Source organism: Solibacillus faecavium, assembly GCF_014836905.1.
GTDB lineage: Bacteria > Bacillota > Bacilli > Bacillales_A > Planococcaceae > Solibacillus > Solibacillus faecavium.
The window spans coordinates 291,382-306,759 of sequence record NZ_JACSPZ010000001.1 but is presented as its reverse complement, the minus strand read 5'-3'; the positions used below and the strand labels follow the sequence as shown (position 1 = coordinate 306,759).

12 protein-coding genes are annotated in these 15,378 nt (G+C 38.9%); all 12 read left to right on the top strand.

Annotated elements, in window-relative coordinates:
* Positions 1-133: 133 nt before the first annotated feature.
* The 12 genes from pyrH to H9635_RS01470 all read left to right on the top strand — a co-directional run bounded on the left by pyrH (position 134) and on the right by H9635_RS01470 (position 15,378).
* Complete coding sequence (gene pyrH, locus H9635_RS01525; RefSeq protein ID WP_191698381.1) at positions 134-859, top strand: UMP kinase; 726 nt, start codon at positions 134-136, stop codon at positions 857-859.
* On the top strand, positions 859-1,416 hold the full coding sequence (frr, locus tag H9635_RS01520) for a ribosome recycling factor (protein ID WP_191698380.1): 558 nt from the start codon (positions 859-861) through the stop codon (positions 1,414-1,416). Before pyrH ends, frr begins: the two co-directional genes overlap by 1 nt.
* A gap of 442 nt (positions 1,417-1,858) precedes the next feature.
* Positions 1,859-2,653, top strand: a complete 795-nt coding sequence (locus H9635_RS01515; protein ID WP_191698379.1) for an isoprenyl transferase — start codon at positions 1,859-1,861, stop codon at positions 2,651-2,653.
* The gene (locus H9635_RS01510) at positions 2,650-3,447 is read left to right on the top strand and encodes a phosphatidate cytidylyltransferase (RefSeq protein ID WP_191698378.1); all 798 of its coding nucleotides are present in this window, start codon (positions 2,650-2,652) and stop codon (positions 3,445-3,447) included. The genes H9635_RS01515 and H9635_RS01510 overlap by 4 nt, the downstream gene beginning before the upstream one ends.
* A gap of 85 nt (positions 3,448-3,532) precedes the next feature.
* Positions 3,533-4,678: a 1-deoxy-D-xylulose-5-phosphate reductoisomerase gene (dxr, locus tag H9635_RS01505; RefSeq protein ID WP_191698377.1), complete on the top strand. Its 1,146-nt coding sequence runs from the start codon at positions 3,533-3,535 to the stop codon at positions 4,676-4,678.
* Positions 4,679-4,816: 138 nt separating this feature from the next.
* Positions 4,817-6,073 carry an RIP metalloprotease RseP gene (gene rseP / locus H9635_RS01500; RefSeq protein WP_191698376.1) on the top strand — a complete coding sequence of 419 codons (1,257 nt, stop codon included), beginning with the start codon at positions 4,817-4,819 and terminating at the stop codon, positions 6,071-6,073.
* Between the two features lie 361 nt (positions 6,074-6,434).
* Positions 6,435-8,141 carry a proline--tRNA ligase gene (locus H9635_RS01495; RefSeq protein WP_191698375.1) on the top strand — a complete coding sequence of 569 codons (1,707 nt, stop codon included), beginning with the start codon at positions 6,435-6,437 and terminating at the stop codon, positions 8,139-8,141.
* 360 nt (positions 8,142-8,501) lie between these two features.
* Positions 8,502-12,827 (top strand): PolC-type DNA polymerase III, encoded by a 4,326-nt coding sequence (locus H9635_RS01490; RefSeq protein ID WP_191698374.1) that lies wholly within the window; start codon positions 8,502-8,504, stop codon positions 12,825-12,827.
* 302 nt (positions 12,828-13,129) lie between these two features.
* Complete coding sequence (rimP, locus tag H9635_RS01485) at positions 13,130-13,615, top strand: ribosome maturation factor RimP (protein WP_191698373.1); 486 nt, start codon at positions 13,130-13,132, stop codon at positions 13,613-13,615.
* Between the two features lie 13 nt (positions 13,616-13,628).
* Positions 13,629-14,756, top strand: coding sequence for a transcription termination factor NusA (gene nusA / locus H9635_RS01480; protein ID WP_191698372.1), 1,128 nt, complete (start codon positions 13,629-13,631; stop codon positions 14,754-14,756).
* Between the two features lie 38 nt (positions 14,757-14,794).
* On the top strand, positions 14,795-15,073 hold the full coding sequence (rnpM, locus tag H9635_RS01475; protein WP_191698371.1) for an RNase P modulator RnpM: 279 nt from the start codon (positions 14,795-14,797) through the stop codon (positions 15,071-15,073).
* Entirely contained in the window at positions 15,070-15,378 is a 309-nt protein-coding gene (locus tag H9635_RS01470) for a YlxQ family RNA-binding protein (protein ID WP_191698370.1), read from the top strand. Before rnpM ends, H9635_RS01470 begins: the two co-directional genes overlap by 4 nt.

Here is a 15,378-nt window from a genome sequence, read left to right as displayed (position 1 = left end):
TAAGCAAACAGTAGGGAGCACCATTTGCGTGTTCCCTATTTTTAAAGAAATCTATTTTTGATTTAAGTGAAGTGCGATACATAGCAAATCGGGTCGTATTTCCTTTAAAATAAATGAGTAACGGAGGTCTACTATGAGTGTGTCACAATACAAACGAGTAGTAATTAAACTAAGCGGGGAAGCATTAGCTGGGGAATTGGGCTTCGGTTTCTCACCAGATGTAATTAAATCAATCGCTGCAGAAATTAAAGATGTTATCGACTTGGGTGTAGAGGTTGCATTAGTTGTCGGTGGCGGAAACATTTGGCGCGGGAAAATTGGCGCTGAAATGGGTATGGAGCGTGCCAATGCAGATTATATGGGTATGTTGGGAACAGTGATGAATGCACTTGCTCTACAAGACTCATTAGAAAATCTAGGCGTTCCAACACGTGTTCAATCATCAATCGTTATGACGCAAGTGGCAGAGCCATATATTCGACGTAAAGCAGTTCGTCATTTGGAAAAGTCACGTGTCGTAATTTTCGCTGCGGGAACAGGTAACCCTTATTTCTCAACAGACACGACAGCAGCTTTGCGTGCCGCAGAGATTAATGCAGATGCAATTTTAATGGCGAAAAACAATGTGGATGGTGTATATTCTGCAGATCCAAAATTAGATTCTGAAGCAGTTAAGTATGACACACTTACGTATTTAGACGTTATTCAGCAAGGTTTACAAGTAATGGATTCAACAGCTTCAACATTATGTATGGATAATGATATTAAGCTTGTCGTTTTCAACTTGTCAGAACGTGGTAATATTAAACGTGCCGCAATGGGCGAAAAAATTGGAACAGTTGTTAGGAGAGATGCGTAATGACTAAACAAGTATTAGATCAAGCACAGGAAAAAATGACAAAATCAATCGGTGCCTTCTCACGTGAATTGGCATCAATTCGTGCAGGTGTAGCAAATGCTTCATTATTAGATCGTATTATGGTGGACTACTATGGTTCTCCAACACCGATCAACCAAATGGCGGGTATTGCAGTACCGGAAGCACGCCTTTTAGTAATTCAACCTTATGATAAATCTATCTTAGGTGAAATTGAAAAAGCAATTATGCGTTCTGATATCGGTATTACACCGACAAACGATGGTAATGTTATTCGTTTGGCAGTTCCTGCTTTAACAGAAGAGCGTCGTAAAGAACTCGTTAAACAAGTAAAAAAAGAAGCTGAAGAAGCAAAAATTGCTGTACGTAACGTACGTCGTGATGCTAATGATGACTTGAAAAAATTAGAGAAAAATGGCGAAATCACAGAAGACGAATTACGCGGCTTCGGTGAAGATATCCAAAAATTAACAGATAACTCAATCGTAAAAATTGAGGAATTAGTTAAAGAAAAAGAAAAAGAAATTTTAACAGTTTAATTTTGATCCTTCACTTAAAGGTGGTAAAGAATCCTTAATGGAGTTTACTCTCCGCGGTGAAGACACTATTGTTAATAATTACTTTATTTCGCGCTATTGGACAACTATAGCGCGAAATCTTTTACTGAAGTTGTATGAACTTTAAATGGATTAAGACGTCCTGTTAGTAAGGACGTTTTTTTAATAATGGAGATAAAATTTCATTTTGAAAAGTTAACATTGGAGGGAATTTTTGATATCGGTATAGAAATACTAGGTCACCCCCCATTTTTTCCTGTTATTTGAAGGATGAGTTGGAAGAATGATACATAGGATAGAAAATAAAAGGACATTTTTTCTGTTTTTTAAAAAAGAGATGGCGAATATAAGAAGGACAGGCTATACCTTTTTTGATATGATGGAGAAGTAAGTAGTCCGATTTATGCAGTTGGGGGAATTAACTATGTTTAAAAAACTTTTTGGGAAAAATACAAGTAAAGAGCAACCATTCAGCGATGGAAGTATGGACTTAGTTAAGGGAGAGGATATCCCTACCCATATTGCAATTATAATGGACGGAAATGGACGTTGGGCGAAAAAGCGTTCAATGCCAAGAGTTGCAGGACATCATGAAGGAATGAAAAATGTCCGGAAAATAACACGTTGCGCTTGTGATTTAGGAGTAAAAGTTTTAACGCTGTATGCATTTTCGACAGAAAATTGGAAGCGTCCTAAATCAGAAGTTGAATTTTTAATGCGTTTACCAGAGCAATTTTTAACTTCCTTTTTACCGGAGCTTATGGAGCGTAATATTAAAGTTGAAATGATTGGTGTAATGGATTCCTTGCCGGAATATACTCAATCAGCTCTTAGAAAAGCGATGGATGAAACGAAAGATAATACCGGATTGGTTTTAAACTTTGCGATGAATTACGGTGGGCGCGCGGAAATTGTTATGGCGATGCAGCAACTGATGAATGATGTTGAAGCAGGAAGACTGACAATTGACGAATTAAATGAACAACATATTTCACAATATGTAATGACAGCTCATTTACCTGAACCGGATTTACTAATACGGACAAGTGGAGAAGTACGCATAAGTAACTTTATGCTATGGCAGCTTGCTTATACGGAGTTTTGGTTTACTGATACGCATTGGCCTGATTTTGACGAAGCATGTTTAAAAGAGGCGATTTCTGTATATCAAAACCGTAACCGCCGTTATGGAGGGCTGAAAGGAGAAGAAACAAATTGAAACAGCGCATCATTACTGGAGTAATTGCTGCAGCACTATTTATCCCATTTGTAATTTATGGAGGCGGGCCGTTTGCGGTGCTAATGAGTATTATCGCAGTCGTCGGCTTTTATGAATTATTAAAAATGAAAGGAATTTCAATTGCATCTGTTCCAGGAATATTAGGAACTCTTGCACTATTACTATTGGTGGTACCAAGTGACTGGTCCAAAAACATAGTAGAATTTCTGCAATATGAATCAACATTAATGATTGTATACGGTTTAGTTATATTATTGTTAATTTATATAGTGCTTGTAAAAAATAAAATGACATTTGATGAAATTGGTTTTATATTAATTGGCGCATTTTATGTCGGACTTGGTTTCCATTATTTTATCGAAACTCGGTTTATCGGACTGGAATTTGTCGTATTTGTATTGTTAATTGTTTGGACAACGGATTCTGGCGCATATTTTGTTGGGCGGAAGCTAGGGAAAAATAAATTATGGCCGGAAATATCCCCGAAAAAGACAGTAGAAGGTTTTGTCGGTGGCATTGTCATTGCTGTATGTTTTGCGATCGCGATGCAACTTATTTATCCGATAGCTTCAAGTTGGATGCAATTAATTATTGTAACGATTGTAGCATCGATTGTCGGACAAATGGGTGACCTTGTCGAATCGGCAATTAAGCGCCATTACGGTGTAAAAGATTCAGGAAATATTTTACCTGGGCATGGGGGCATTTTAGATCGTTTTGACAGTCTCTTATTTGTAGTGCCTTTACTTCATTTCTTGCACTTTTTTAATTAATTTCTTTCAGTGAATAGATAAAGATAGTTTGTATTAGACATAATTGCAGTGTAACGCAATTGATTTGTTAGGAGGAAGTATCATTGTGAAAAAGATCAGTTTATTAGGTGCAACGGGCTCCATTGGATGGCAAACGTTTGATGTTTTACTTGCACATCCAAATGCTTTTCAGCTTGTTGCTTTTTCTGCCGGAAAAAATATTGAAAAATCTCGTGAAATCATCCAAAAGTTACAACCAGAGTTAGTCTCAATGCAAACAGAGGAAGCGGCTAAAACTTTACAGGAGGAATTTCCGCATGTTTCCTTTACATATGGTGAAAAAGGGTTAGTGGAAGTTGCGACTCATCCTGATTCAACGGTTCTAGTCAATGCAGTTTTAGGGAGTGTTGGGTTGGAATCGACACTTGCAGCAATACGTATGGGGAAAACGATTGCCATTGCGAATAAAGAAACACTTGTAACGGCAGGTCACCTTGTGATGTCAGAAGCGCAAAAGTACAATGCACCAATATTGCCTGTAGATAGTGAGCATTCTGCTGTTTTCCAATCGATGAACGGTGAAAATAAAAAACGTATTGAACGAATCATTTTAACAGCTTCAGGTGGTTCATTCCGCGATAAAACACGTGATGAATTAGTCGGTGTAACGGTAAAAGATGCTCTGAATCACCCGAACTGGTCAATGGGGGCTAAAATTACAATCGACTCCGCAACGATGATGAATAAAGGACTTGAAGTTATTGAGGCACATGTATTATTCAATATGCCGTATGACAATATCGATGTATTACTGCACCGTGAAAGTATTATTCACTCTATGGTGGAATATGAAGATACTAGCGTTATAGCGCAGCTTGGAACACCGGACATGCGTGTGCCGATACAGTATGCGCTTAGCTATCCGGATCGCTTGCCCCTTTCAAATGGTCAACGTTTAAACTTAGCCCAAATTGGACAACTTCACTTTAAGGAAGTTGATTTTGATCGATTCCGCGCCCTAAAACTTGCCTATGACGCCGGTCGAATGGGCGGTACAATTTTAACGGCAATGAATGCGGCAAATGAAGCGGCTGTCGAATTATTTTTACAAGAAAAAATAACATTTTTAGAAATTGAAGAATGTATTGAGCGTATTATGAATAGTCATAACAATATCGCATTACCAGATTTAGAAACAATTTTACATGTAGATAGTGAAACAAGAAAAACAGTAGCAAGCATGGTAAAATAGTGAAGTGCGAGAAAAAAGAGTGTCAGTCAACTATAAGTTGGACATTCATATGCATTTAAAAGCATATTTTTTTATTAGTTAACACTAGAAAAAAAGAGAACTAACTTTATGACTCAGTTCCAATGAAGGTGGGAGATTATGCAAACAGTTATAGCCTTTATTTTAATTTTTGGCTCACTCGTTTTTTTCCATGAGCTAGGTCACTTCTTACTTGCAAAGCGCGCGGGCATTATGGTTCGTGAATTTGCAATAGGTATGGGACCGAAAATTTTCGGTATGACGAAAGGTGAAACCATTTATACGCTGCGTCTTTTGCCAATTGGCGGCTACGTGAGAATGGCTGGTGAGGATACTGATACCGTAGAATTACAACCGGGTTATCGGGTAGCTTTAATAACCAACGAAGATAATATTGTAGAAAAAATTATTCTAAATCAAAAAACACATTATCAAAATGTTATATTTTTGGAAGTAGAACGTGCAGATTTAGAACGTGAACTTTGGATAGAAGGCTATGATGAGGATGACCAATTCGTTCGCTACAATGTATCGCGTACAGCGTTGGTTGTTGAGAATGGGATGGAGCAAATGATTGCGCCTCTTGACCGCCAATTTAATTCAAAATCTGTCGGTGCTCGTGCAATGGCGATTTTCGCTGGCCCATTATTCAATTTTATTTTAGCGTTCTTCATCTTTCTGATTATCGGGCTTATTCAAGGGATTCCTTCTGAGGAACCGATTATTGCAGAAGTAATTGATAATAACGTGGCGAGCAGTGCAGGTATAATGGAAGGCGATAAAGTCGTGAGAGTGAATGGTCAAGCCATTTCTACCTGGGAGCAATTATCAGAACAAATATACGACAACCCAAATAAAGCAATAACATTTGAAGTAGAACGTGAAACAGGGAATGAAATAATTGAACTGACACCAAAGCAAGTTGTGCAGGAAGATGGTACAACTTATGGACAAATTGGTGTTATGCGTACGATGGAAAAAAATCCACTCCAAGCAGTTGTTTATGGTGTGGAGGAAACTTACAATATGATTGTGTTAATTGGTACTCTTGTTGGGAAACTGGTTACAGGTCAATTCTCAATTGATGCTTTATCAGGTCCGGTAGGGATATATAAAACAACTGAAACCGTCGTAACGTTCGGTCTTTACAACGTTTTATACTTTGCGGCAATGCTAAGCGTAAACTTAGGAATCATGAACTTGTTACCACTACCAGCACTTGATGGTGGCCGTTTATTATTCTTCGCAGTAGAAGCGGTAAGAGGCAAACCAATCGATCGCCAAAAAGAAGGTATGGTTCACTTCGTCGGTATCCTCCTCCTGATGATCTTAATGGTCGTCGTAACATGGAACGATATCCAGCGATTCTTCTTCTAAAGTCAATTTGAGATGATTTAACTTAATGGCAAGCAAGGTGATTGGAATGAAGGGGAGGCGACTCCTTGGGGGATAAGCACGAGGGAGGGACTACAGGCTCGAGCTGTGCCTCATGAAAAGCGCCTTCCAGTAATGGAAAGCACCTCTATGTCAGTTGAGTAATCTTAATTTAACAAAATAGGTTTAAAAATGACGGCTTTGAGCGTTTGTATGAATAATACTAGCGTTCAAAGCTAAATTTGATTAGTATTATAGAAGTAGCATTTAATATTAGTTAATGGATATAGAGCAATCATTGGCTAAAGCGCAGATAATAATGAAATATAGATCATTCTTAAATTAAAAAAAGGTGGCACTACTTATGAAACAAACAAAAACGTTTATCCCTACTTTAAGGGAGAATCCAGCTGATGCCGATGTGAAATCACACCGCATGCTAATGCGTGCAGGCTTTATCCGCCAAAACGCATCAGGAGTATATTCATACTTACCATTAGCTCGCAAAGTATTAGCGAAAATCGAGCAAATCATCCGTGAAGAAATGGAAGCAGTCAATTCCATTGAGTTATTAATGCCAGCACTTCAACCAGCTGAATTATGGCAGGAATCAGGTCGTTGGGAAGCATATGGTCCAGAACTTATGCGCTTAAAAGACCGTCATGACCGTGATTTCGCATTAGGTGCAACACATGAAGAAGTAATTACAACTTTAGTACGTGATGAAATAAAATCATATAAAAAGTTACCGTTAACACTTTATCAAATCCAAAGTAAATTCCGTGATGAAAAACGTCCTCGTTTCGGTCTTTTACGCGGTCGTGAATTTATTATGAAAGATGCTTATTCTTTCCATTCTTCACGTGAATCTTTAGATGCGACTTACGATGATATGTACCGTGCCTATTCGAATATTTTCTCACGCCTTGGCTTAAACTTCCGTGCGGTAATTGCCGACGCTGGTACAATTGGCGGTAAAGGTACTCATGAATTTATGGTTCTATCTGAAATTGGTGAAGATACAATTGCTTACTCGGATTCTTCTGATTATGCTGCCAATATTGAAATGGCGGAAGTTGTTGTAGAATATACAGCACCTACAACGCCAATGAAAGAAGTTGAAAAGATCGCAACACCTGATCAAAAGACAATCGAAGAAGTTTCGGCATTCTTAAATGTAGAAGCATCGAATGTTATTAAATCATTAGTATTTAATGTTGATGGGGAATTGGTTGTTGTTTTAGCACGTGGCGATCACGAAATTAACGATATTAAACTAAAAAATGCATTGGGAGCTACGTCTGTAGAGTTAGCCGATGATGCTTCTATAAAAGAATTGCTTGGCTGCGCACCAGGTTCAATTGGTCCAGTTAAATTACCGGTCAATGTAAAAGTTATTGCCGATAATGCAATTAAATCAATTCGTAACGGTGTAGCGGGGGCAAATGAAGATGGCTTCCACTTATTAAACGTAAATCCTGAGCGTGACTTTGCGATTGGTTCTTATGAAGATATTCGCTTTATCCAAGTAGGAGACCCTTCTCCAGATGGTGAGGGAGTTATTAAATTTGCTGAAGGAATTGAAGTTGGTCATATCTTTAAATTAGGTACAACTTATTCAGCGAAATTAAATGCTACGTTCCTTGATGAGCAGGGGAAAGCACAACCGTTCATTATGGGATGCTACGGTATTGGGGTTTCACGATTATTAGCTGCTGTTGCAGAACATTTCCAAGATGAAAATGGATTTGTATGGCCGGCACAATTAGCTCCATATGATTTACAATTAGTACCGATTAATACAAAAGACGAAGCGCAAGTACAATTAGCAGACGAACTTTACGGTGTATTAAAATCGTATCGTTATGACGTGCTATATGATGACCGTGCAGAGCGTGCAGGCGTTAAATTTGCCGATGCAGACTTAATTGGCTTGCCTGTCCGTATTACAGTAGGTAAAAAAGCTTCTGAAGGTTTAGTAGAAGTGAAGTTCCGTGCGACTGGCGAATCGGCAGAATGGGCTAAAGAAGAAGTAGTAGACCGTTTAAACGAATTTTTCCGTCAAAACTAATAATTTGTTAAGATAGAGAGAATGGGAAAGTACAAATTACATGTACTTTCTTTTCTTTTTCATGTGAAGGGTCTGTAGTTTATGGGGGAATGAAGTTATCACTGAATAAGGGTAAAAATTCCGCTTATTTGATAAATTAATTGAAATTTAGCCAAAATAGAGGTAAAAATTCCCCTTATTTAAGCTGAAGAACATGAAAGACACTGATTTTTCAATGGATAACCGGAAAAACTACCCTTATTTACCTCTATATGATACTTATTTTGCAAATAACGGTTAAAACTCCGCTTATTTTAAACGAAACGGAAATCCAATCCATCTCATATTGAAAAAAGCATTAAAAAGAAAGGGTTGAAACAATTGTCAAAACAGGAAGGAAGACAAAAATTCCTACTATTAATCCAACAACTTGAGTTGACTGATGATGTCTATATGTCCTTTTTTGAAAATGGCACACTCGAACGAGTAACCGTCCATAAAAAGAAACGAATTTGGCATTTTAAAATTAAAATAGAAAATATATTACCATTCCAAGTGTATCAGTTACTTCGCATGCGTTTAGCAGAGAAGTTTTCACATATAGCCAATGTCCTGTTAACAGTAGAATCCCACAACCCTGTAGTGAATGAGCAGCATATACTTGATTACTGGCAAGTGGCGATTGAACAAATGGGTGAAATGTCGCCTTTATTACGCGAAAACCTTATGAAGCAAACACCTCGGTGGACAGGTCATAAGCTTGTTGTGACATCGATGCTGGAAGTGGAATACTTATCATTAAAATCAAAGTATACGGATAAAATTGCAGAGTCCTATAAAACATTTGGTTTTCCACATATTCCGTTAGAATTCCAACTTATCGAGGAATCGGATGAGTTCATCGCACAGCAGGAAGCATTTTACGAGCAACGTAAAGAAGAGGAAGAGCGTCTGTCCAAACAGGCAATGGCAGATTTTGCGGCACGTGAAAAAGAGAAGGCAAATAATCCAGGTGCTGCGATGCAAGGAGATACGCCATTCCAAATCGGTGCACTTATAAAAAATCCAGATCCAGTTGAAATCCGTACAGTATTGGAAGAGGAACGCTCCATTGTATTGGAAGGGTTTATATTTGCCTGTGAAGTGAAGGAACTGCGAAGTGGCCGTTCATTATTGGAACTCAAAATTTCCGATTACACCGATTCGCTACTCGTAAAAATGTTCTCAAACGGTGACGAAGATGTAGTTAAAATGAAGCAAATTAGTAAAGGAATGTGGGTTCGTGTACGCGGCTCTATTCAACTTGATACATTTGCCCGTGACTTAGTAATGATGGTCAAGGATATTAATGAAATCAAGCATGAACCTCGTAAAGATCAAGCTCCAGAAGGTGAAAAACGAGTAGAGCTTCACTTGCATACACCGATGAGCCAGATGGATGCCATGACATCCGTTGATAAATTAGTAGCCCAAGCAGCAAAATGGGGGCATCCCGCTGTTGCGGTAACCGACCATGCAGTCGTGCAGGCATTCCCGGACGCATATGCAGCAGGCAAGAAAAATGGCATAAAAGTGATTTACGGTGTGGAAGCAAACTTAGTGGATGACGGGAAACCAATTGTGTATGATCCGATTGATATTGATTTGGAAGAAGCTACGTACGTCGTATTTGACGTAGAGACTACAGGTTTTTCAAACGTATATGATACGATTATCGAGCTGGCCGCTGTTAAAATAAAAAACGGCCAAGTGATAGATACATTTGAACGGTTTTCAAATCCTCACCGCAAACTGACAGCAAAAATCATTGAACTTACCCATATTACCGATGATATGCTCGTTAATGCACCAGAGCTTAATGATGTCATACGCGAATTCCATGACTTTATTGGTGGTGGGGTTGTCGTTGCCCACAATGCAGCGTTTGACTTAGGTTTCCTATATGTTGCCTATAAAAATGCTGGTATTGAAGTAAGGCACCCAGGTATCGATACGGTGGAGCTTTCCCGACTAGTAAATCCGGGGCAAAAATCGCATAGCTTAAAAACATTAACGAAAAAATATAATATTGAATTAACACAGCATCACCGGGCAATCTATGATACTGAAGCAACCGGTGAACTATTCCTGCATTTACTCAAACAGTCTGCCGATTTAGGTATTAAAAACCTTATTGAAATGAATGACCATGTCGGAGGAGAAGATGGATATAAGCAGGCTCGCCCAAGTCACTGCACTATACTTGCAGTAGATGATGCAGGCTTGAAAAATCTATTTAAATTAATTTCGATATCGCACACGCAAACATTTTACCGAGTACCACGTATTCGCCGTTCGGATTTGCAGCGGTTACGCCAAGGTTTAATCGTCGGTTCGGGCTGTTCGAATGGTGAGCTGTTTGAAACAATGATGAATAAAACACAGGAAGAAGCCGAACGTATTGCGAAATTTTATGATTACTTGGAAGTCATGCCTAAACCTGTATACTCTCCATTGGTTGATGGGGGAACGGTACATGATGAATGGGCGCTAGAAGATATTATTCGCCGTATCGTAAAACTTGGCAAAAAGCTGAACCTGCCTGTTGTTGCAACAGGAAACGTTCATTACTTGCATGAAACAGATGCAAAGTTCCGCCAAATTCTAGTCGGTTCAATGGGAGGAGCAAACCCACTAAATCGTAACCCTTTGCCAAAAGTCCATTTCCGTACGACGGATGAAATGTTGAAGGAATTCGACTTTTTAGGACCGGATTTAGCGAAAGAGGTTGTTGTAACGAATACACAGCTTGTTGCCAATATGATTGGTGATGTAAAGCCGATTAAAGATGACTTGTATACACCGAAAATTGAAGGATCCGATGACGAAGTAACGAACTTGACATATGAAATGGCCCATTTGATTTATGGTGAAAATTTACCGGAAATTGTACAAGCCCGAATTGATAAGGAGTTAAAATCCATTTTAGGACATGGATTCGGCGTTATTTATTTAATATCGGCAAAGCTTGTAAAAAAATCGTTGGCAGATGGATACTTAGTAGGTTCACGTGGTTCGGTTGGATCGTCACTCGTCGCTACATTTATGGAAATTACCGAAGTAAATCCGTTGCCACCGCATTATGTTTGCCCTAAGTGTAAACATTCGGAGTTTATCGCAGATGGTTCAGTTGCATCCGGTTATGACTTACCGAACAAAGAATGTCCGGAGTGTGGGGCACAGTATAAAAAAGACGGTCAGGATATTCCGTTCGAAACGTTCTTAGGATTTAAGGGAGACAAAGTACCCGATATCGATTTGAACTTCTCCGGAGAATATCAGCCGCAAGCCCATAACTACACGAAAGTGCTTTTCGGTGAAGATTATGTATTCCGTGCTGGAACAATAGGAACAGTTGCGGAAAAGACAGCTTATGGCTATGTAAAAGGCTATGGAAGCGATAATGGTATCACGTACCGCAACGCCGAGGTGGACCGATTAGTTCAAGGATGTACGGGTGTAAAACGAACAACAGGACAACATCCAGGTGGAATCATTGTAGTGCCAGATTATATGGATATATATGATTTCTCTCCAGTACAGTTCCCTGCAGATGCGCAGGATTCTGAATGGAAAACGACGCACTTTGACTTCCATTCAATTCATGATAATATTTTAAAACTCGATATACTCGGTCACGATGATCCGACTGTCATTCGTATGCTGCAGGACTTATCAGGAATTGATCCAAAAACAATTCCAACCGATGATCCAATCGTTATGAAAATTTTCAGTTCGACAGAGACGCTTGGTGTGACAGATAAACAAATAGGTGCAAAAACGGGTACACTAGGCATTCCTGAGTTTGGTACAAAATTTGTTCGTCAAATGCTCGAAGAAACAAAACCAACGACATTTAGTGAACTTGTTCAAATTTCCGGACTTTCTCACGGTACGGACGTTTGGTTAGGAAATGCAGCCGAGCTTATAAAAGACGGTACTTGTGTATTAAAAGAAGTAATTGGTTGTCGTGACGATATTATGGTGTATTTAATCTATCAGGATTTAGAGCCATCATTTGCCTTTAAAATTATGGAATCTGTACGTAAAGGAAAAGGCTTAACAGAAGAAATGGAAGCTGAAATGCGCGCGAAAAAAGTACCGGAATGGTATATCGATTCATGTAAAAAGATAAAATACATGTTCCCGAAAGCCCATGCCGCAGCCTACGTTTTAATGGCGGTACGTATCGCATGGTTTAAAGTTCACCATCCAATCCTTTACTACGCAGCCTACTTTACAGTGCGTGCATCTGATTTCGACCTAATTGCGATGACACAAGGTTCTGTTATGATTCGCAAAAAAATTGATGAGATTAATATGAAGGGTCTCGATGCAGCTCCGAAAGAAAAAAGTTTATTAACGGTTATGGAGATTGCACTTGAAATGTGTGAACGCGGGATGAGCTTCAAGAAAGTAGATTTATACCGTTCACATGCGAGTGAGTTTATAATTGAAGGAAATTCACTGATCCCACCATTTGATGCTATACCTGGACTAGGTACAAACGTAGCAAAACAAATCGTTGAAGCACGTAAAAACGGTGAATTCCTATCAAAAGAGGATTTACAGCAACGAGGCCGTGTATCGAAAACTTTAATTGAGTACATGGATGAATTAGGCTGCCTTGAAGGTATGCCAGATGCAAATCAGCTTTCACTATTTTAAGAAGAAACTTTATTGTAGCCTACAGCAATAGGCAATATTTGCATTCAATAAGCCTTTATGCTATGCTAAAATCAATAATTTGTTGATAGTTCGCCAGCAAAAGAGTGGGTTTTCCCGCTCTTTTCTGTTGTTTACACAACTATTTTATCTTCATTCAGCACGTGTTTTAAACACGTGCTGAATGAAGATAAACCACTGGCGAATATCACAGGTTTCAATTGATAAAATTCAATGAATACTCGTCTTTTGTTTAACAAATAACATCATGATTTTTAAGAGACAAAGACGCTAGGGAGGATACGATGAGCAAAGTTACGTCGATCATTGAAGAGCTAGTGACACCGATCGTGGAAGAGCTTGAGTTAGAATTAGTTGATATCGAGTTCCTAAAAGAAGGACGCGACTGGTTCCTTCGTATTTACGTTGATACACCTGAGGGCGGCATTGATATTTTACAATGCGCACAAGTGAGTGAACGTTTAAGCGAGAAACTGGATGAAAACGATCCAATCGAGCAAAACTATTATTTAGAAGTTTCTTCACCAGGAGCCGAACGTCCATTAAAAAAACAACAGGACTTTGAAAAAGCAATCGGCAAATACATTTATGTAAAAACTTATGAGCCAGTTAAGGATTTAAAAGAATTCTATGGTTATTTACGCGCATATACAGATGAATATTTAGAACTTGAATTCCGTATTAAAACACGTAAAGTTACAGTACAAATTGAAAAAGAAAAAATTGCGCAGGCACGTCTTGCCATCGATTTTTCAGATAAGCAAATTTAGGAGTGAAAACAAAATGAGTAGTGAATTACTAGATGCCCTAACTGCCCTTGAAGAGCAGAAAGGTATTTCAAGAGATGTATTGATTGAAGCGATTGAGGCAGCTTTAGTAACTGCGTATAAACGTAATTTCAACCAAGCACAAAACGTACGTGTCGACCTTAACCTTGCAACAGGTTCAATGGTCGTTTATTCGCGTAAAGACGTAGTGGAAGAAGTAGAAGACGATCGCTTAGAAATCGCATTGGAAGATGCGAAGTTTATTAATGCAGCTTATGAAATTGGTGACATCGTAGAAGAAGAAGTAACACCACGTAACTTCGGGCGCATCGCAGCACAGACTGCAAAACAAGTTGTAACACAACGTGTACGTGAAGCAGAGCGCGGTTTAATTTATGAAGAGTATGTAGACCGTGAAGATGATATCGTAACTGGCGTAATTGAGCGTCAAGATGCACGTAATATTTACGTATCCATCGGTAAAGTAGAAGCGGCATTACCAGTAAACGAACAAATTCAAGGTGAAGTGTATAAGCCAACTTCGCGCATCCGTGTTTACATTACTAAAGTTGAGCGCACTACACGTGGTCCACAAGTAATCGTATCTCGTACTCATCCTGGATTACTGCGTCGTCTATTTGAAATGGAAGTTCCTGAAATTTATGATGGCACAGTTGAAATTAAATCAATTGCACGTGAAGCGGGAGACCGTTCAAAAATCTCTGTATATGCACATAATGAAGAAGTAGATCCTGTAGGCTCATGTGTCGGAGCAAAAGGTGCACGTGTGCAAACAATTGTAAACGAACTAAATGGTGAGAAAATCGATATCGTTGAATGGTCTGAAGATCCAGTTGTATTCGTTGCAAATGCATTAAGTCCTTCAAAAGTTTTAGACGTTCAAGTAAATGAAGAAGAAAAGTCAACAACAGTTGTTGTACCGGATTATCAACTATCTTTAGCAATCGGTAAACGCGGTCAAAATGCACGTTTAGCTGCAAAGTTAACTGGTTGGAAAATCGACATTAAGAGTGAAACTGATGCCCGTGAATTAGGAATCTATCCTTCTGAAACGAGCACATTTATACCACATGAAGATAAAGAAGATGTACAATTTGATTTATATGGTGACGATGAAGAGTAACCATCTGTTGGAATGATTTTGCAAGGAGGGTGAGCAAAATGGTCGTTAATAAAAAAATTCCTTTACGTAAATGTGTCGCAACAGGTGAGATGCTTCCAAAAAAGTCAATGATTCGTGTCGTTCGTTCCAAAGAAGGCGAAGTAACAGTTGACATTACAGGAAAAAAATCCGGTCGTGGAGCATATGTTTCTAAAACGGAGCAAGCGGTGGAAATCGCACGTAAAAAGAATATTTTAGATCGCCAGCTTGATGCAAAAGTGCCGGATGAAGTGTATGAGGAATTGCTGACACTAATCCGCAGGGAGTCGATTTTATGACAAACCCTGCATTGCTGCAGCTATTAGGCTTAGCGGCACGTGCTCGAAAAACAATCTCTGGAGAAGAGCTTGTCATAAGGGAAATTCGTAATGGCAAAGCTAAACTAGTATTTTTAGCATCAGATGCTTCAGCGAATACAAGTAAAAAAATTCAAGATAAATGTACGTTTTATAACGTTGAGTATTATGTTTTCGGAGATCGATATGATCTTGGACATGCTACCGGGAAGGAAGCCCGTGTAGCGATTGCTATTACAGATAGCGGATTTGCTAAAAAAATGTCTAGTCTACTCAACGAAAATTAA

Coding starts and splice junctions, on each gene's coding strand:
- rseP (WP_191698376.1), top strand. CDS start 4,817: ATGCAAACAGTTATAGCCTTTATTTTAATTTTTGGCTCACTCGTTTTT.
- H9635_RS01495 (WP_191698375.1), top strand. CDS start 6,435: ATGAAACAAACAAAAACGTTTATCCCTACTTTAAGGGAGAATCCAGCT.
- rnpM (WP_191698371.1), top strand. CDS start 14,795: ATGGTCGTTAATAAAAAAATTCCTTTACGTAAATGTGTCGCAACAGGT.
- nusA (WP_191698372.1), top strand. CDS start 13,629: ATGAGTAGTGAATTACTAGATGCCCTAACTGCCCTTGAAGAGCAGAAA.
- pyrH (WP_191698381.1), top strand. CDS start 134: ATGAGTGTGTCACAATACAAACGAGTAGTAATTAAACTAAGCGGGGAA.
- H9635_RS01515 (WP_191698379.1), top strand. CDS start 1,859: ATGTTTAAAAAACTTTTTGGGAAAAATACAAGTAAAGAGCAACCATTC.
- frr (WP_191698380.1), top strand. CDS start 859: ATGACTAAACAAGTATTAGATCAAGCACAGGAAAAAATGACAAAATCA.
- H9635_RS01470 (WP_191698370.1), top strand. CDS start 15,070: ATGACAAACCCTGCATTGCTGCAGCTATTAGGCTTAGCGGCACGTGCT.
- rimP (WP_191698373.1), top strand. CDS start 13,130: ATGAGCAAAGTTACGTCGATCATTGAAGAGCTAGTGACACCGATCGTG.